The organism is Pedococcus sp. P2_A3, from assembly GCF_056405035.1.
Genome location: NZ_JBFUCW010000019.1, coordinates 77,181 through 92,928, shown reverse-complemented (window position 1 = coordinate 92,928; position 15,748 = coordinate 77,181). Strand labels below are relative to the sequence as shown.

Here is a 15,748-nt window from a genome sequence, read left to right as displayed (position 1 = left end):
GACCGAGGCCGCCCCGGCCGACGCCGCCGCCGTCGAGGCTCCCGCCGAGGCTGCAGAGGCCCCCGCCGCGGAGGCCGCCCCGGCCGCCGTCGCCGAGGAGACCGCTGCCCCCGAGGCTGCTGCCGAGGCGACGGCCGACGCCGACGCCAAGGCCTGAGCCGCACCTGACCCTCAGTCGGACGACACCTGTCAGACGCGACCACGTCTGACAGGTGTGCGTCCGGCGCAACTGTGAGAGAAGAGCTGAGAATCCTCTATGGCGAACTACACCGCCGCTGACATCAAGGCCCTGCGCGAGTCCACTGGCGCCGGCATGCTCGACGTCAAGAAGGCCCTCGACGAGGCCGATGGCGACCGCGCCAAGGCCACCGAGATCCTTCGCGTGAAGGGCCTCAAGGGCGTCACCAAGCGCGAGGGCCGCACCACGTCCAACGGTCTGGTCACCGCCCAGGCCGGCGACGGCGTGGGCACCCTCGTCGAGGTCCTGTGCGAGACCGACTTCGTGGCCAAGGGCGAGAAGTTCATCGCCCTGGCTGCCCAGGTGCTGGCCCAGGCCGTCGCCTCCGGCGCGGCCGACGCCGACGCCCTGCTCAAGAGCTCGCTCGAGGACGGCTCGACCGTCCAGGAGCTGCTCGACGGCGCCAACGCGACCATCGGCGAGAAGATCGAGGTCAAGCGGGTCGCCCGCGTCGAGGCCCCGGTCGTCGTGTCCTACCTGCACAAGACCAGCCCCGACCTGCCCGCGCAGATCGGCGTGCTCGTCGGTGCCGAGGGTGGCGACGCGCAGGTCGCGCGCGACGTGGCCATGCACGTCGCCGCGTTCAGCCCCACGGTGCTGACGCGCGACGACGTCGACGCCGAGACGGTCGAGAACGAGCGTCGCGTCGCCGAGGCCACCGCGAAGGAGGAGGGCAAGCCCGAGGCCGCCCTCCCGAAGATCGTCGAGGGTCGCGTCAACGGGTTCTTCAAGGAGAACGTCCTGCTCGAGCAGGCGTTCGCCAAGGACGCCAAGAAGACGGTCGAGAAGGTCCTCGCCGAGGCCGGCACGAAGGTCAGCTCCTTCGTCCGCTTCCGCGTCGGCGGCTGACCGCTCCCCGCACGTCCACGACGAGGCCCCTCACCGGATGGTGGGGGGCCTCGTCTGGTGTCGAGGCGGTGGTGTCGAGGCGGGCGGGGTATGCCGCGGTGCTGAGTGCGGAGCTAGCCGGCCGCGCGCTTGACGAGGGCGGCGATCTCCTTCTCGAGCGCGGGGGTCAGCCTCGTGAGGGCGTAGCCGATGGGCCACATGTCGCCGTCGTCCAGCTGTGCGCTGTCGTTGAACTCGAACGTGGCGTAGCGCGCCTTGAACTTGCTGGCGGGCTTGAAGAACGCCACCGCCTTGCCGTCACGCTTGTACGCGGGCATGCCGTACCAGGTCGAGGGCTCGAGGTGCGGAGCCGCCGTGGTGACGATCTGGTGCAGGCGCTCGGCCAGCTCGCGGTCCTCCGGGGGCATCTCGGCGATCTTGTCGAGCAGGTCCTGCTCGCCGACGGCGCCCTTGGCCTCCTTGGCCCGCTCCTTCATCGCGGCGCGCTCCTCGGCGCTGAACCCGCTCTTGCTGCCGGCCGTCCTGGGCGCGGCCTTCGCTGTGGTGTTCTTCGTCGTGGTCTTCTTCGCCGTCGTCGGCATCGTGGTCCCTCCCGAGTCGTCGTGGTCTGTCAGGTCCATTCTCGGAGGGCAGAGCCCTCCCGCGCTTCTCGAAAACTGACCACTTCTCCCGCATACTCACCCCATGGGGAGACACCCGAAGCAGACACCGCCGGCACGCCCGCAGACCCGGGTGCAGCCCGACTTCACGCACCTCCCCGAGCGCATCGCGCCGGAGGACATGACGACGACGCAGGATGTCGACCCGGGCCCCGACCCCCGCGGGGGCCGGGACACCGACACCGAGTTCATGCTGCGCAACGCGGGGTTCTGAGCTGGACGCACGGCGTCAGAAGATGTGCACGCGCTCCGCGGGGTCGAGCCACATGCCGTCGCCCTCGGTGACGCCGAACGCCTCATGGAACTCGTCGCAGTTGCGTACCGCATTGGCCCGGACCTCGGTGGGGGAGTGCGGGTCGATCGCGAGCAGTCGCTTGGCCTCCTCGGTCCGGGCCTTCCCCGACCAGACCTGGGCCCACCCGAGGAAGAAGCGCTGGGGGCCGCTGTAGCCGTCGAGCTCGGGCACGTCGTGGCCCTCGGTGGCGATCCGGTAGGCCGCGTAGCCGATGGCCAGACCGCCGAGGTCGCCGATGTTCTCGCCCACGGTGAGCGCGCCGTTGACCTTCTCGTCAGGGGCAGCGATCGGGGACAGCGTGCTGAACTGGGCGATGAGGGCCTGGGTGCGCTCGTCGAACCGGGCGCGGTCCTCCTCGGTCCACCAGTCGCGCAGTGCGCCCGTCGAGTCGTAGCGCGAGCCCTGGTCGTCGAAACCGTGGCCGATCTCGTGCCCGATCACCGCGCCGATGCCGCCGTAGTTGACGGCGTCATCGGCGTCCATGTCGAAGAACGGCGGCTGCAGGATCCCCGCCGGGAAGACGATCTCGTTCATCAGCGGGTGGTAGTAGGCGTTGACCGTCTGCGGCAGCATCAGCCACTCGTCGCGGTCGATCGGCCCGCCCAGCTTGGCGAGCTGTCTCCGCAGCTCGAACTCGTTGGCGCGGCGGACGTTGCCCACGAGGTCGTCGTCGATGGTCAGCGAGGAGTAGTCGCGCCAGCGGTCGGGGTAGCCGACCTTGGGCGTGAACGACGCCAGCTTGGCCAGCGCCTGCTCGCGGGTCTGCGGACCCATCCAGTCCAGACCCTCGAAGGACCGCCGAAACGCCTCGACGAGGTTGGCGACGAGGTCGAGCATGCGCTGCTTGGCCTCGGGCGGGAAGTACTCGGCGGCATACAGCTGTCCCACGGCCTCGCCGATCGAGCCCTCGACCAGGGAGACCCCCCGCTTCCAGCGCTCGCGGTTCTCGGGGAGCCCCGAGATGACCCGGCCGGTGAAGTCGAACTCGGCGTCGACCAGCTCGCGGGACAGCAGGGGGGCGCTCGAGCGGACGACGTGGAAGGCGAGCCAGTGCTTGAGGTCGTCGAGGCTGCTGTCCTCGAGCAGCGCGGACAGCCCTTCGAGGTACGACGGCTGCCCGACGACGACCTGGGCGAAGGCGTCACGCGCGTCCAGGGAGTCGACGAAGGAGTCCCAGGCGACGGCGGGCGCCAGCGCCTGCAGCGCGGCATACCCAAAGGGGTTGTAGCTCTTGACCGCGTCGCGGGTGGCGACGTTGTCCCAGTGGTGCCCGGCCAGCCGGGTCTCGAGGGCGACCACCCTCGCCGCCGGGGACGCAGCGTCGGTGGAGCCACCCCCGATGCCCGCGAGCTCCAGCATGCGCGCCACGTGCGGGAGGTATGCCGCGAGGATGGCTGCGTGGCGCTCCTCGCGGTAGTAGGACTCGTCGGGCAGCCCCAGGCCGCCCTGGCCGAGGTAGAGGACGTACTCCTCGGGGTTCTTCGCGTCGGGCGCGACGCCGAAGTCGAACAGCCCCGGACCGCCCTCGCGCTGGAGGCGCCCGAGGACGCGGGACAGGTCGTCGAGACTGGCGACCTGCGCCACGGCCGCGAGGTCGTCCGCGATCGGCGAGAGGCCCAGCTCCTCGGCCCGGGTCTCGTCCATGAACGAGCGGTAGAGGTCGCCCACCTTGCGGGTCGGGGAGCCGACCGGCGCCTCGGTGTCGGCGGCAGCGCGCTCGATGATCGTGCGGACCCGCTCGTCGGACTGCTCCCGCAGCAGGTCGAAGGTGCCGTAGCGACCCCGGTCGGCGGGGATCTCGGTCTCGCGGACCCAGGAGCCGTTGGCGTGGCCGAACAGGTCGTCCTGGGGGCGGACGGCGTCGTCGCGGTGACCGGGGAGGATGCCTGACCTCATGCGCGTGACTTCCTTCAGTGCGTCGGTGGGACGGTGCCTGCCCTCGTCGAGAGGGCACGGACTGCGTGGATGGTGACACCCTGCCACGCAGCACGGACAGGCGTGCAACCGGCAGCATGCGTCCCGCGGGAGTGTGGAAGGATTCGGTGACCGCCCCACACCCCCAGGAGGATCTGTCGTGACTTCTGCCCCCGAGCAGACCGCCCCAGCCGGATCCACCACCCCGCGTCGGCGGGTGCTGCTCAAGCTCTCCGGAGAGGTCTTCGGCGGTGGTCGGGTCGGACTGGCCCCCGACGTCGTGCGGGGCATCGCCCAGCAGATCGCGCAGTCGGTCAACGAGGGCATCCAGGTGGCAGTGGTGATCGGCGGCGGCAACTTCTTCCGCGGGGCCGAGCTGCAGCAGCAGGGCATGGACCGCACCCGGGCCGACTACATGGGCATGCTCGGCACGGTGATGAACTGCCTCGCGCTGCAGGACTTCCTCGAGAAGGAGGGGATCGAGACCCGCGTCCAGACCGCGATCACGATGGGYCAGGTCGCCGAGCCCTACATCCCGCGCAGGGCGATCCGCCACCTCGAGAAGGGCCGGGTGGTGATCTTCGGCGCCGGGGCCGGGATGCCGTTCTTCTCCACCGACACGGTGTCGGCGCAGCGGGCCCTCGAGATCAAGTGCGACGCCGTGCTCATGAGCAAGAACGGCGTCGACGGGGTCTACGACTCCGACCCCCGCACCAACCCTGACGCCCGCAAGCTCGACGAGATCAGCTACTCAGAGGCCCTGCAGCAGGGGCTGCGCGTGGTCGATGCCGCGGCCTTCAGCCTCTGCATGGAGAACAAGCTGCCCATGGTCGTCTTCGGCATGGAGGGCGAGGGCAACGTCGTTCGGGCGCTGCGCGGTGAGAAGATCGGGACGCTGGTCACCCCCGGCTGACGCGGCTCCACGCCGACCCAGCCCCCAGACTGACCACACCACGACCGGCGCGGCCCCACCGGGGAGCGCCCGAGAAGGAGCAGGACATGATTGAAGAGACTCTCCTCGAGGCCGAAGAGAAGATGGAGAAGGCCGTCGAGGTCGCCAAGGAGGACTTCGCGGGCATCCGCACGGGTCGGGCGACTCCGGGCATGTTCAACAAGCTCATGGTCGACTACTACGGCGCCCCGACGCCGCTGCAGCAGCTGGCGTCGTTCCAGACGCCCGAGGCCCGCACGATCCTCATCACCCCGTTCGACAAGTCGGCGATGGCGGAGATCGAGAAGACCCTGCGCGACTCGGACCTCGGGGTGAACCCCAGCAACGACGGCAACATGATCCGGTGCGTCCTGCCCCTGCTCACCGAGGAGCGCCGCAAGGACTACATCAAGCTGGCCCGCCACAAGGGCGAGGACGCCAAGGTGTCGATCCGCAACATCCGCCGCAAGGCCAAGGACGAGCTCGACAAGCTGGTCAAGGACGGCGACGTCGGCGAGGACGACGGCACCCGGGGCGAGAAGGAGCTGGACGCGACGACGAAGAAGTACGTCGACACCGTGGACGAGCTGCTGAAGGGCAAGGAGGCCGAGCTGCTCGAGGTCTGAGCCGCTCGCCCCACCACACGGAATGAACACGCCATACTCCCGCAGCTCACGGCGCGGGGCCACCCACCCGGCCCCCGAGGCCGGAGGGTCCGGCACGCCCGCTGAGGCGGCCGCGCGTCGGGCGGCGAGCACGGGGAAGGCCGCTGCGGCGAAGCCGTCCAGGGCGGGTCGCAACCTTCCCGCCGCGATCGGGGTGGGTGTCGGGCTGGGCATCCTCATCATCGGCTCGCTGATCCTGCGCAAGGAGCTGATGCTCGGGATCGTCATCGCGGCCATCGTCGTCGGTGTCTGGGAGCTCCGTCGGGCCCTGGCCCAGGTCTCCATCCACGTGCCGCTCGTGCCGAGCCTGGTCGGCAGCGTGAGCATGCTGGTGTCCGCGTACATCGGTGGGGGAGAGGCCCTGATCATCACGGTGGGGCTGACCTGCGTGGGCATCCTCCTGTGGCGGATCGCCGACGGCGTGCTCGACGCCGTCCGCGACATCGCGGGTGGGTTCTTCGTCGCGGTCTACCCCTCGTTCCTGGCCGGGTTCGCAGCCCTGATGCTGGCTGCCGATGACGGCGCCCGCAGGATCGTCGTCTTCATCCTGGTCACCGTGCTCAGCGACGTCGGTGGCTACGCGTTCGGGGTGCTCCTCGGTCGACACCCGATGGCGCCCTCGGTGAGTCCCAAGAAGTCCTGGGAGGGTTTCGCCGGTTCGGTCCTCACGTGCGTCGCGGGTGGTGCGGTCGTCGTCGTGCTCCTGCTCGACGGCCCCTGGTGGGGAGGGGCCATCCTCGGCGCGTGCACGGCGATCGCCGCCACGGTGGGTGACCTGACCGAGTCGACGATCAAGCGCGACCTCGGCATCAAGGACATGAGCACGATCCTCCCCGGGCACGGTGGGGTCATGGACCGGCTCGACTCGCTGGTGGTCGTCGCCCCCGTGGCGTGGGCCCTGCTCGCCTGGGTGGTCCCCACCAGCTGAGCAGGGGACGTCCCCGCCTGGTGGCGGTCCGTGGCGGCCTGTGGCCGCCCCTGTGGCGCCCGGTGGCGCCCCACGCCCATGGGCGATTGGGCAGGCGCCCCGGCAACTGCGAAACTGGGTGCACCATGACCACCGACCTCCCCGCGCCCACCAGCGAGCGTCCCCAGCCGGGACAGCTGACCTTCTCCGCCCCGCGTCGGGGCAAGCCCCCGCGCCACCTGGCGGACCTCTCCCCGGCGGAGCGCAAGGAGGCGGTCGAGGCGTTGGGCCACAAGGGGTTCCGCGCCAAGCAGCTCTCCACGCACTACTTCGAGCGACTCGTCGAGTCGCCGGAGGAGATGACGGACCTGCCCAAGGCGATCCGCGACGACCTCGTCGCCGACCTGCTGCCGACCCTGCTCACCCCCCTCGTGCAGCGCACCGCGGACGACGGCATGACCATCAAGTCGGCGTGGAAGCTGCACGACGGTGCGATCGTCGAGTCGGTCCTGATGCGCTACCCCAAGCGGGTCACCATCTGCATCTCGAGCCAGGCGGGCTGCGGCATGAACTGTCCGTTCTGCGCCACCGGGCAGGCCGGGCTGACCCGCAACATGAGCGCCGCCGAGATCGTCGAGCAGGTCGTCAGCGGCGCCAGGCTGCTGCGCAGTGGGGAACTGTCCGCGGCGGCCGGTGCTACGTCGACTGCGCACGCCGGGACGGCCCGGGGCGAACGCGAGGCCGAGCACGAGATCGAGCACGAGGCGGAGCTCGGCGAAGAGGACGACGCCGAGGGCGTGGCCACCGGCGAGGGCGGCCCGTCCGGTCCCACCCGCATCTCGAACGTCGTCTTCATGGGCATGGGCGAGGCGCTGGCCAACTACAAGGCGGCCATCGGGGCGATCCGGCGGATGACCGACCCCGCGCCAGACGGTCTCGGCATGTCGGCGCGTGGCATCACCATGTCGACGGTCGGGCTGGTCCCGGCGATCGACAAGCTGGCCGCCGAGGGCATCCCGGTCACGCTGGCGCTCTCGCTGCACGCCCCGGACGACGAGCTGCGCAACGAGCTCGTGCCGATCAACACCCGCTGGAGCGTCGACGAGGCGCTCGACGCAGCCCACCGCTACTACGAGGCGACCGGTCGTCGGGTGAGCATCGAGTACGCGCTCATCAAGGACATCAACGACCACGCGTGGCGCGCCGACCTGCTCGGCAAGAAGCTCAACGCCCGTGGCCGTGGCTGGGTGCACGTCAACCCGATCCCGCTCAACCCGACCCCGGGGTCGAAGTGGACCGCCTCGCGCCCCGGCGTCGAGCAGCAGTTCGTCGAGCGGCTGCGCGCCCACGGCATCCCCACCACCATCCGCGACACCCGCGGTCAGGACATCGACGGTGCGTGCGGGCAACTCGCGGCGTCGACGGCCTGACCCTGCCTAGACTCGACGGGTGAGCTCACGCCGCCTTGCCCTGGTGGTCGCTGCGACGGCTGCCACGGCCGTCGCGGCGACCTTCGCCGTGGTGCTCGCCGGCGCGTTCGGGGGTCGCGAGGGCACGGCGGCCCCGGTCCCGCTGACCATGACGCCGCACGGCCACAGTGTCGCCGTGACCGCCCCGCCGGAAGCCCCCCTGCGCGCCGGGGAACGCTTCGTCACGCTCCGCATGCCCACGGCATACACGCCGAAGGCGCCGGCCGCGCCCGGCACCGACGACTATCGCTGCTTCCTCCTCGACCCCGGCCTGACCGCCGACTCGGTGGTCACCGGCATCAACGTCCTGCCGGGCAACCCCGAGGTCGTGCACCACGTCATCCTCTTCCGGGTGCCGCCCGACAAGGTGGCTCGCGCCGAGGAGATGGACCGGCTCCAGGTGGGACAGGGGTGGACCTGCTTCGGAGGCACCGGTGTCGAGAGCCAGGGCGCCGGGCTCAACGGCGCCCCGTGGCTGGGTGCGTGGGCACCCGGCGGTGGCGAGCGCGTGCTCGCCCCCGACCTGGGTATGCCGGTAGAGGCGGGTTCGCGGATCATCATGCAGGTCCACTACAACCTCCTCGCCGGCCGCACCCCGGACCAGAGCGCTGCCAAGCTGCGGGTGGCCGCCGACGACGGGAAGCGCAAGACCCTCCAGACGGTGCTGCTGCCAGCGCCGGTCGAGGTGCCGTGCCGACCCTCCCACCCCGGCCCGCTGTGCGACCGGAAGGCCGCGATGGCGGACGTGCAGCAGCGTTTCGGCGTCGCCGCCGGACGCACGGGCGACGCGCTGCACCTGCTCTGCCCCGGCAACAAGGCCGGTCCCACGCAGACGTGCACGAGGGCCGTCACCCAGGCGTCGACCATCCGGGCCGTCGCCGGCCACATGCACCTGCTGGGGACGAAGATCTCGGTGACGGTGAACCAGGGCAGGGCCGACGAGCGCACCATCCTCGACATCCCGATCTGGAACTTCGACAACCAGGGGAGCCAGCCCGTGGTGCCCGCGGTGAAGGTGGGTCCCGGCGACACCCTGACCGTGTCCTGCACCCACGACCAGCGGCTGCGCGACGTGCTGCCGTCGTTCAAGGGAATGCCGGAGCGCTACATCGTCTGGGGTGAGGGGACGACCGACGAGATGTGTCTGGGCATCGTGATGGTCACCCGTCCGTAGCCGGGCGCGCGTCCCCCTAGGCTGGCCGGTGTGAGCGCCACCCCTGCAGCGGTCGAGCCGGGCCGCGAGTTCGTCCTGACCGTCTCGTGTGCCGACCGTCGTGGCATCGTGCACGCGGTCTCCGGAGTGATGCTCGAGCAGTCGATGACGATCCTCGACAGCCAGCAGTTCGCCGACACGACGGCGGGCGAGTTCCACCTGCGGATGCACCTGGCGCGAGAGGGCGCGCCGATCCCCGTGGCGGACCTCGATGCCGCGATGCGTGACGTCGCAACGGCTTTCGCGATGACGTATGCCGTGCACGACCTGTCCCGGCAGCGGCGCGTGCTGGTGCTCGTCAGCCACCAAGGTCACTGCCTCAACGACCTGCTCTTCCGGGTCGAGAGCGGCTCGCTGCCGGTGCAGGTGCCGGCGATCCTGTCCAACCACGAGGACTTCCGCAGCCTCGCCGAGTGGCACGGGATCCCGTTCCACCACGTGCCGGTCACCCCCGACACCAAACCCGCAGCCGAGGCGGAGCTGCGCCGCCTGGTCGAGCTCTACTCCGCCGACACGATCGCCCTGGCGAGGTACATGCAGATCCTGTCGAGCGAGCTGTGCGCCGACTTCCCCGGCCGGATCATCAACATCCACCACTCACTCCTGCCGAGCTTCAAGGGCGCCAAGCCCTACACCCAGGCCCACGACCGAGGGGTCAAGGTGATCGGTGCCACCGCGCACTACGTCACGGCCGACCTCGACGAAGGACCGATCATCGAGCAGGACTTCCGGCGCGTCGACCACCGGATGAGCCCGGCCGAGCTCGCCTCGGTGGGGCAGGAGCTGGAGGCGATGGCCTTCGCGCGGGCGCTGCGCTGGCACGCCGAGCACCGCGTGGTGCTGCGTGGTCGACGGACCATCGTCTTCGACTGACTCGGACTTCGACTGACTCGGTCTTCGACTGACTCGGTCTTCGACTGGTCGGCCCGTCGGCGAGGGGTTGCGCCCTCGGGCCTACCATCCGCCTCCACTTCGCTCCGGCGCCCACGCGACCGTGGGACCCGCGCCAGGCCCTCCACGGCCCTTCGGGCGCACCCCCTCACCTCCGCCTCTGCTGGTCGGCGCTCGACCTCACGCGGGCGGGACGAGGGCGCGTAGGGCCGCCGTGGTCCGTGCTGAGGGGATGAAGCCGGTGCGGTTCACTCCGCGGACCCACAGCTCGTCGAGGCACCCGGTGGTCAGCCGGCGCTCCTCACCGGCGCTGGTCACGCCGACGACGGAGTAGGTCCAACTGCCCTCACCGCTGCAGGCCCCGTTGCCGCCGAAGAACCCGCCCCAGTCGGAGGTCAGGTCCGCGTTGAGCAACGCAAGGGTGTCGGCCGGGAGGGGGATGGACCGATAGCTCCGAGTGGTCAGGGGCTGGATGGGGCTCAGGGAGTCGCCGGTGAGGAAGGTCGGAGCCAGGCAGAACGTGGCAGCCACGAACGGCGAATGCAGCTCGTGCGTCGGGTCGCGGGGCTTGCGCGTCGTGAGCCAGGCCTCGTCGCTCCGGCAGGCGTACTGCGGACGACTGGCTGACACGGCCCGCGCGTCGGCCTCCTCGTCGGCGAGGGCGCTGAGGAAGGAGGCCAGGCCGTAGGCGCCATCGCAGAACATGTCCCGACTCCGGAAGGTGCTCAGCTGTCCGGTGTCGCTCACGAACGTCACGGTGAAGGCGGGGCCAGGCTGGACCGTGCCACAGCTGGAGGCGCTGCTGCGACCGCTGATGTTCAGGCCCTTCACGTGCGGAGCCGTGACCCCGTACCGCGGCAGGCGCCAGCCGTCGCCGGCTGAGCCCGCGGTGTGGGTCTGCGGCCCCTGGGGGTCGGGGCACACCCAGGCCGTGGCAGTGTTCGCCGTGCTCTCGCCGTCGAGCGCGGGGACGCTGGTCGAGACAGCCTGGCGGGTGCAGTCGGCGGGGGTGAGCAGAGGCCCTGCCGGGACGACGCGAGCTGGCGGGTTGAACGAGCCCATGAGCAGCCCGACGGCGACCAGGAGGGCCGCCGTTACCCCGGCGACGCCAACCTGACGCACCCTCCGGGTGCGCATCGCATAGCGACGTGCGCCGTCGGCCAACCCGTCGGTGGCCGGGTCCTGCGGTGCCAGGTCCAGGAGGGCGGCGCGGAGCCGGGTGTCGAGGTCGCTCATCGCGTCCCTCCCTCGGTCACGGACAGCGCAGGGCAGCGGCGCAGGGTCGCCAGGGCGCGGGCGCACTGGCTCTTCACGGTCCCCACCGAGCACCCGAGCAGCTCGGCCGTCTGCGCCTCGGTGTGGTCCTCGAAGTACCGCAGCACGATGACGGCGCGCTGCCCCTTGGGAAGAGAGGCCAGCGCCGTCAGCAGGTCACGGCGTTGGTCGGGGTCGCCCGCCCGGTCAGGGAGCTCGGGGAGCTGGTCGGTCGGGTACTCCGAGTTCCACCGGCGGCGCCACCAGGCGATGTAGGTCGTCAGCATGACCTTGCGGACATAGGCCTCGCGGGGGCCGGTCTCGATGGACTCCCACCGGGGCCAGGTCTTCCCGAGCGCCGTCTGGACGAGGTCCTCGGCGCGGTGGCGATCGCCGGTCAGGAGGAAGGCCGTGCGGAGCAGGGCCGGGCCGCGCGCCTTGACGAACGCGTCGAAACCAGCCGTGGTGGCGTGCTCCGCAATGCCTACACCGACCATGCCGCGCTCCTCTCGCTCCTCCAGGAAGAGCGGCCGACCCACCCGCAAGGTTGTCATCGGGAGGCAGGCGTTCGGCGCCATTCTCCTCGCCCGTCACCCACCGAGGCTGACAACCTTTTCGCTGACAACCCTTTCGCTGCCCCACGCCCTCCTGAGAGACAGATGGACGGAAGGGAGGGGCCATGTGGGCATCTCGAGGGCTGGGCGCGGCGACGGGGGCGCTGGTGCTGTTGGCCGGTGCCTGCGGCGGGGAGTCGGCTTCGACGGCTCCGTCCGGGAAGGCCACGACGGGTCCGGCCGCCACCCGGTCGACCCCCTCGTCGCCCGCCACCCCGCGAGCGGGTGAGGAGTGGCTGGCCTACCAGGACAGCAGTTTCCGGATCCGGCTCGTGCGCCCCGACGGCACGGACGACCACGCCCTGGACACCGTGACGATGGGGGCGGAGGACAACCCGGACTGGTCACCAGACGGGACGCGACTGACCTTCGTGGGGACGGGGGACAAGGCCGAGGGCAACGCCGGGTTGTGGGTGATCGGGGCAGACGGCACGGGGCTCACCGAGCTGGTCCACTGCTCGGCACCCTGTCAGAACCTCGACGACCCTGCGTGGTCGCCCGACGGGTCGCACATCATGTTCGGCCGCATGGAGCCGGGCGCCGGGCAAGAGGGCAGCCTGCAGGCCGTCGACGTGAGGAGTCGGGCCCTGACGACGGTGCTCACCGCCAAGCCCGGAGACGGCTTCGCAGGGGTGCGCTACTCGCCCGACGGCGCCTCGGTGGTCCTGGAGTGGGTCCACGCGACGCCGGCCGACCACGACGACGTCAAGGGAGTCACGCTCGCGCGCGTCGAGCTCACGACGTCACCGCCGAGGGTGACGCGACTGACCGCCGACGCGCTGTTCGCCGAGACGGCCGACTGGAGTCCCAAGGGTGACCTGATCGTCTATGCCGCATTGGCGAAGCAGGGCGGCTCCGCCACCGACCTCTTCCTCGTGCGGCCTGACGGGAGCGGCGCCCGACGCCTGACGAGCCTCGCGGACGCCGGGAGCGGCGCCCTCTACCCAGACTTCACGAATGACGCCTCGGCCGTGGTGTTCCTCGGCGCCGACGATTCCGGGAGGCCTCGCTTCCGGGTGATCCAGCTCGCCACCGGCACGGTCTCACCAGCCTTCGGCCTCGCGGCGGGGGTGCACCCTCGGTCACGACCCGTGCCGTGACTCCCCGCTCGACTCGTCGGCGACCGGTCAGGAGGGCTCGGTCACGGCTCGCTGGAGGGCTCGCAGGTAGCCCTCCGCGGCGACCCGCTGGGCCCGCCAGGTCATCGGCCCACCGAGCCGGGTGAGCCAGCTCGCGGGGCGCGCGTAGGCCCGCACCACGGCATACACGTCGTCGCCCCGCCGCTCGACGAGGAAGCCCTCCTCGCCGCTCTCGACGTGTCCCTCCAGGGTGCCGTAGCCGAACCCCGTGCGGTCGGGGCCTTCGACGACCCACACGATCCGGCACGGCACCGGGAGCACGACCAACCGGCTGAGCAGGTCGACGCCAACTGCCGCGCGAGGCGCCGTGCCCTGCGGACGGAGTCCGAGGCCGCGCTGCGGTGCATAGGTCATCAGTGCCGCGCTGACCGAGCGGTATGCCGCGTCGCCGGCTCCCAGCCGACGCTCGACCTCGAGGTGGTGGAACCCGGGAGGCATTGGTCCGTCGAGGGTGAGTCCGCGCGGCTGGTACGTGAGGTCCAGGTGGGCGAGGTCGGGGAGCCTCATGAGAGTCCGGCCCGAGCGGCGAGGTCACCGGTGCCGTCGAGGACGATCGCCGCGGCTTCCTCCGGGGTGTCCACCAGGTGCACCACGGCGTCCATGTCCCGCTCCTGGCCGAGGGCTCGTACAGCCGGCCAGACCGGCACGGTCTGCGACCAGTACTCCTGTCCCACGAGGACGAGGGGAGCGAGGGTGGCCTCGGCGGGCGCGTAGAACAAGGGGGTGACGGCCTGGAAGATCTCCTGCACGGTCCCGGCCGCGCCCTCCAGCACGACGAGCCCGGCGGTCGCGCGGGCGAGGAGGCCGTCCTCCCGGATCGCGTTGGAGAAGTACTTGCCGATGCCGTCGCAGAAGACGTTGGGTGGCTCGTGGCCGTAGAACCAGGTGGGGATGCCGAGGCTGCGGCGGTCGTCCGAGACGGGGAGGGTCGAGCGCACCTCGAACGCCACCGCCACCCAGTCGGCGACCGAGGGGCGAAACGTCGGCACGGCTGCCAGCCGGTCGAGGGCGGCGCCGAGGGACTGCTCGTCGGCGGCCAGCGCGCCGAGGTTGGCGGCCTCCATGGCCCCCGGACCGCCTCCCGTCGCGACGACCAGGCCCGCCGTGGCGAGGGCGCGGCCGAGCCGCGCCGCCGCGGCATACCCGCTCGCGCCACGGGCGAGCGCGTGCCCGCCCATCACGCCGCCGACCCGCCGACCCGCGGTGAACTCGTCGAGGGCGTCGCTGATCGAGTCGTCGTGGATCGCGCGCAGGAGCGTCACGAACGCGTCGTGGCGCGCTGCGCCGTCACGCGTCCACTGGTAGGCGAGGAAGTCCGGTGTCGACTCGTAGCCGCCGTCGTCGATGCCGGCATACAACTCGGCGGCCGTGTAGAGCGTCGCGCGGTACGGGTCGACGGGCGCGTGCGGGTCGGTGGGGAAGACCAGTGCGCGGTGCGCCCCGAGGTGGGCGCTGAGGGCCGGGGACACCCGCCCGCCGAGCACCACGAGCCCTTCGACGTCGGTGCGGGCGAGCAAGCGGTCCTCGTATGCCGTGAGGTCGAGGTCCTGGAACCGCAAGCCGGTCAGGGGCCGACCGGAGGCGAGCACGGCGTCGAGGTCGGCGAGGTCCTCGACCTCCTCGTCGGGGGTGCTTCCGGGGGCGCCCTGCATGGTCCGACTCTAGACAGTCGCTCCCGTCCACCTGTCTAGAGTCGGGCCATGGACGACCTGTTCTCGCAGACGGTGGCAACGGATGCGTGGCGTGCCGAGGCGACGCAGTGGATCGGCCACGAGCTCGCCGGCGTCGGTCGTCGGGTGACGGGCGACATCGTCCAACGGCGGATCCGACCGTGGTCGACCCAGCTGGTCGTGCCGAGCGACCACGGCACGGTCTGGTTCAAGGCGAACTGCCCGTCCTCGGCGTTCGAGCCGGCCGTCCACCTCACGCTCGCGGAGCTCGAGCCGGGGGAGGTGGACCCGCCACTGGCGGTCGATGCTGGTCGCGGCTGGATGATGACGGCCGACCGTGGCCCCACGCTCGCCGACAGCCACGACGCGAGCCTGGCCGAGTGGCAGGCCGTGGTCGCCCTCGCCGCCCGGGTGCAGCGCCAGGTGGCCGCTCAGGGCGCCGTGCTCGTCGACGCCGGCCTACCCGACTGCTCGCCTGCGACCGTCCCCGAGCGCTACGACTGGCTCGTCGACCAGCTCGCCGCGCTGCCTGCCGACCACCCGTCGCACCTGCCGCCCGATGAGGCTGAGTCCCTGCGGAGCAGGGTTGAGGTCGTGAGGGAGGCAGTGGACGCCCTGCTCGCGGCGCCTCTGCCGGCCAGCCTGCAGCACGGAGACCTGCACCCCGGCAACGTCTTCGTCGTCGACGGGAGCCTGCGCTTCTTCGACTTCGGTGATGCCCAGTGGGCCCATGTGCTGGAGGTCCTCGCGGTGCCCTACGGCTACTCAACCCGGGTCACCCACCACCCCTGGCCAGACCTGCTGGACTCCTACGCGCAGGTGTGGGCAGACCTGCTCAACCGCGACGCCCTCGAGGCACTGATCGCGCCGGCGATGGTCACGCACGCGGTGAACCGGTCCTTCACCTGGCTCGGCGCCATCCGGGGCGCGCAGCCGGACGAGCTCGCCGAGTGGGGAGACGCACGCCTCTACTACCTACGGCTCACCCACGAGCCCTTCCCGCCGCCGGACCCGGAGCACGGTCCCTGACGCCAGCTCCG

At 71.3% G+C, this 15,748-nt stretch carries 16 protein-coding genes; 10 read left to right on the top strand and 6 right to left on the bottom strand.

Annotated elements, in window-relative coordinates; all coding sequences use genetic code 11:
* Positions 1–256: 256 nt before the first annotated feature.
* Positions 257–1,087, top strand: coding sequence for a translation elongation factor Ts (gene tsf, locus AC1DX8_RS15555; RefSeq protein ID WP_477630843.1), 831 nt, complete (start codon positions 257–259; stop codon positions 1,085–1,087).
* Positions 1,088–1,200: 113 nt separating this feature from the next.
* Here the strand turns inward: tsf and AC1DX8_RS15550 are convergent, their stop codons facing one another.
* A complete protein-coding gene (locus tag AC1DX8_RS15550) occupies positions 1,201–1,707 on the bottom strand; it encodes an iron chaperone (protein ID WP_477630842.1) in 507 nt (168 codons plus the stop codon).
* A gap of 64 nt (positions 1,708–1,771) precedes the next feature.
* Between AC1DX8_RS15550 and AC1DX8_RS15545 the strand changes: the two genes are divergently transcribed.
* Positions 1,772–1,960, top strand: a complete 189-nt coding sequence (locus AC1DX8_RS15545) for a heme biosynthesis protein HemY (protein WP_477630841.1) — start codon at positions 1,772–1,774, stop codon at positions 1,958–1,960.
* 15 nt (positions 1,961–1,975) lie between these two features.
* Here the strand turns inward: AC1DX8_RS15545 and AC1DX8_RS15540 are convergent, their stop codons facing one another.
* Entirely contained in the window at positions 1,976–3,937 is a 1,962-nt protein-coding gene (locus AC1DX8_RS15540) for a M13 family metallopeptidase (RefSeq protein WP_477630840.1), read from the bottom strand.
* Positions 3,938–4,115: 178 nt separating this feature from the next.
* Here AC1DX8_RS15540 and pyrH point away from each other — a divergent pair, with 178 nt between their 5' ends.
* The 6 genes from pyrH to purU all read left to right on the top strand — a co-directional run bounded on the left by pyrH (position 4,116) and on the right by purU (position 10,013).
* Positions 4,116–4,868 (top strand): UMP kinase, encoded by a 753-nt coding sequence (pyrH, locus tag AC1DX8_RS15535; RefSeq protein WP_477630839.1) that lies wholly within the window; start codon positions 4,116–4,118, stop codon positions 4,866–4,868.
* 86 nt (positions 4,869–4,954) lie between these two features.
* Positions 4,955–5,512: a ribosome recycling factor gene (gene frr / locus AC1DX8_RS15530; RefSeq protein WP_477630838.1), complete on the top strand. Its 558-nt coding sequence runs from the start codon at positions 4,955–4,957 to the stop codon at positions 5,510–5,512.
* 22 nt (positions 5,513–5,534) lie between these two features.
* On the top strand, positions 5,535–6,479 hold the full coding sequence (locus tag AC1DX8_RS15525) for a phosphatidate cytidylyltransferase (protein WP_477630837.1): 945 nt from the start codon (positions 5,535–5,537) through the stop codon (positions 6,477–6,479).
* Between the two features lie 125 nt (positions 6,480–6,604).
* Positions 6,605–7,888: a 23S rRNA (adenine(2503)-C(2))-methyltransferase RlmN gene (gene rlmN / locus AC1DX8_RS15520; protein ID WP_477630836.1), complete on the top strand. Its 1,284-nt coding sequence runs from the start codon at positions 6,605–6,607 to the stop codon at positions 7,886–7,888.
* Positions 7,889–7,907: 19 nt separating this feature from the next.
* Positions 7,908–9,101 (top strand): monooxygenase, encoded by a 1,194-nt coding sequence (locus tag AC1DX8_RS15515; protein ID WP_477630835.1) that lies wholly within the window; start codon positions 7,908–7,910, stop codon positions 9,099–9,101.
* A 30-nt stretch (positions 9,102–9,131) separates the two neighbouring features.
* Complete coding sequence (gene purU / locus AC1DX8_RS15510; RefSeq protein WP_477630834.1) at positions 9,132–10,013, top strand: formyltetrahydrofolate deformylase; 882 nt, start codon at positions 9,132–9,134, stop codon at positions 10,011–10,013.
* A gap of 198 nt (positions 10,014–10,211) precedes the next feature.
* On the opposite strand, the gene AC1DX8_RS15505 is transcribed toward purU, so the two are convergent.
* Both AC1DX8_RS15505 and AC1DX8_RS15500 read right to left on the bottom strand, forming a co-directional pair.
* Positions 10,212–11,267 (bottom strand): hypothetical protein, encoded by a 1,056-nt coding sequence (locus AC1DX8_RS15505; protein ID WP_477630833.1) that lies wholly within the window; start codon positions 11,265–11,267, stop codon positions 10,212–10,214.
* Complete coding sequence (locus tag AC1DX8_RS15500) at positions 11,264–11,782, bottom strand: SigE family RNA polymerase sigma factor (RefSeq protein WP_477630832.1); 519 nt, start codon at positions 11,780–11,782, stop codon at positions 11,264–11,266. The genes AC1DX8_RS15505 and AC1DX8_RS15500 overlap by 4 nt, the downstream gene beginning before the upstream one ends.
* Positions 11,783–11,964: 182 nt before the next feature.
* Between AC1DX8_RS15500 and AC1DX8_RS15495 the strand changes: the two genes are divergently transcribed.
* Positions 11,965–12,999, top strand: coding sequence for a hypothetical protein (locus AC1DX8_RS15495; RefSeq protein WP_477630831.1), 1,035 nt, complete (start codon positions 11,965–11,967; stop codon positions 12,997–12,999).
* Positions 13,000–13,026: 27 nt separating this feature from the next.
* Here AC1DX8_RS15495 and AC1DX8_RS15490 read toward each other — a convergent pair whose 3' ends face one another.
* The gene (locus AC1DX8_RS15490; RefSeq protein WP_477630830.1) at positions 13,027–13,545 is read right to left on the bottom strand and encodes a DUF1990 family protein; all 519 of its coding nucleotides are present in this window, start codon (positions 13,543–13,545) and stop codon (positions 13,027–13,029) included.
* Entirely contained in the window at positions 13,542–14,690 is a 1,149-nt protein-coding gene (locus tag AC1DX8_RS15485; protein WP_477630829.1) for an LOG family protein, read from the bottom strand. Before AC1DX8_RS15485 ends, AC1DX8_RS15490 begins: the two co-directional genes overlap by 4 nt.
* A 48-nt stretch (positions 14,691–14,738) precedes the next feature.
* Between AC1DX8_RS15485 and AC1DX8_RS15480 the strand changes: the two genes are divergently transcribed.
* A complete protein-coding gene (locus AC1DX8_RS15480; protein WP_477630828.1) occupies positions 14,739–15,737 on the top strand; it encodes an aminoglycoside phosphotransferase family protein in 999 nt (332 codons plus the stop codon).
* The last annotated feature ends 11 nt before the right edge of the window (positions 15,738–15,748 follow it).

Excerpts from the sequence above, each read along its gene's own strand:
- tsf (WP_477630843.1), top strand. The coding sequence starts at position 257 with ATGGCGAACTACACCGCCGCTGACATCAAGGCCCTGCGCGAGTCCACT.
- AC1DX8_RS15550 (WP_477630842.1), bottom strand. The coding sequence starts at position 1,707 with ATGGACCTGACAGACCACGACGACTCGGGAGGGACCACGATGCCGACG.
- AC1DX8_RS15545 (WP_477630841.1), top strand. The coding sequence starts at position 1,772 with ATGGGGAGACACCCGAAGCAGACACCGCCGGCACGCCCGCAGACCCGG.
- AC1DX8_RS15540 (WP_477630840.1), bottom strand. The coding sequence starts at position 3,937 with ATGAGGTCAGGCATCCTCCCCGGTCACCGCGACGACGCCGTCCGCCCC.
- frr (WP_477630838.1), top strand. The coding sequence starts at position 4,955 with ATGATTGAAGAGACTCTCCTCGAGGCCGAAGAGAAGATGGAGAAGGCC.
- AC1DX8_RS15525 (WP_477630837.1), top strand. The coding sequence starts at position 5,535 with ATGAACACGCCATACTCCCGCAGCTCACGGCGCGGGGCCACCCACCCG.
- rlmN (WP_477630836.1), top strand. The coding sequence starts at position 6,605 with ATGACCACCGACCTCCCCGCGCCCACCAGCGAGCGTCCCCAGCCGGGA.
- AC1DX8_RS15505 (WP_477630833.1), bottom strand. The coding sequence starts at position 11,267 with ATGAGCGACCTCGACACCCGGCTCCGCGCCGCCCTCCTGGACCTGGCA.
- AC1DX8_RS15500 (WP_477630832.1), bottom strand. The coding sequence starts at position 11,782 with ATGGTCGGTGTAGGCATTGCGGAGCACGCCACCACGGCTGGTTTCGAC.
- AC1DX8_RS15495 (WP_477630831.1), top strand. The coding sequence starts at position 11,965 with ATGTGGGCATCTCGAGGGCTGGGCGCGGCGACGGGGGCGCTGGTGCTG.
- AC1DX8_RS15490 (WP_477630830.1), bottom strand. The coding sequence starts at position 13,545 with ATGAGGCTCCCCGACCTCGCCCACCTGGACCTCACGTACCAGCCGCGC.
- AC1DX8_RS15485 (WP_477630829.1), bottom strand. The coding sequence starts at position 14,690 with ATGCAGGGCGCCCCCGGAAGCACCCCCGACGAGGAGGTCGAGGACCTC.
- AC1DX8_RS15480 (WP_477630828.1), top strand. The coding sequence starts at position 14,739 with ATGGACGACCTGTTCTCGCAGACGGTGGCAACGGATGCGTGGCGTGCC.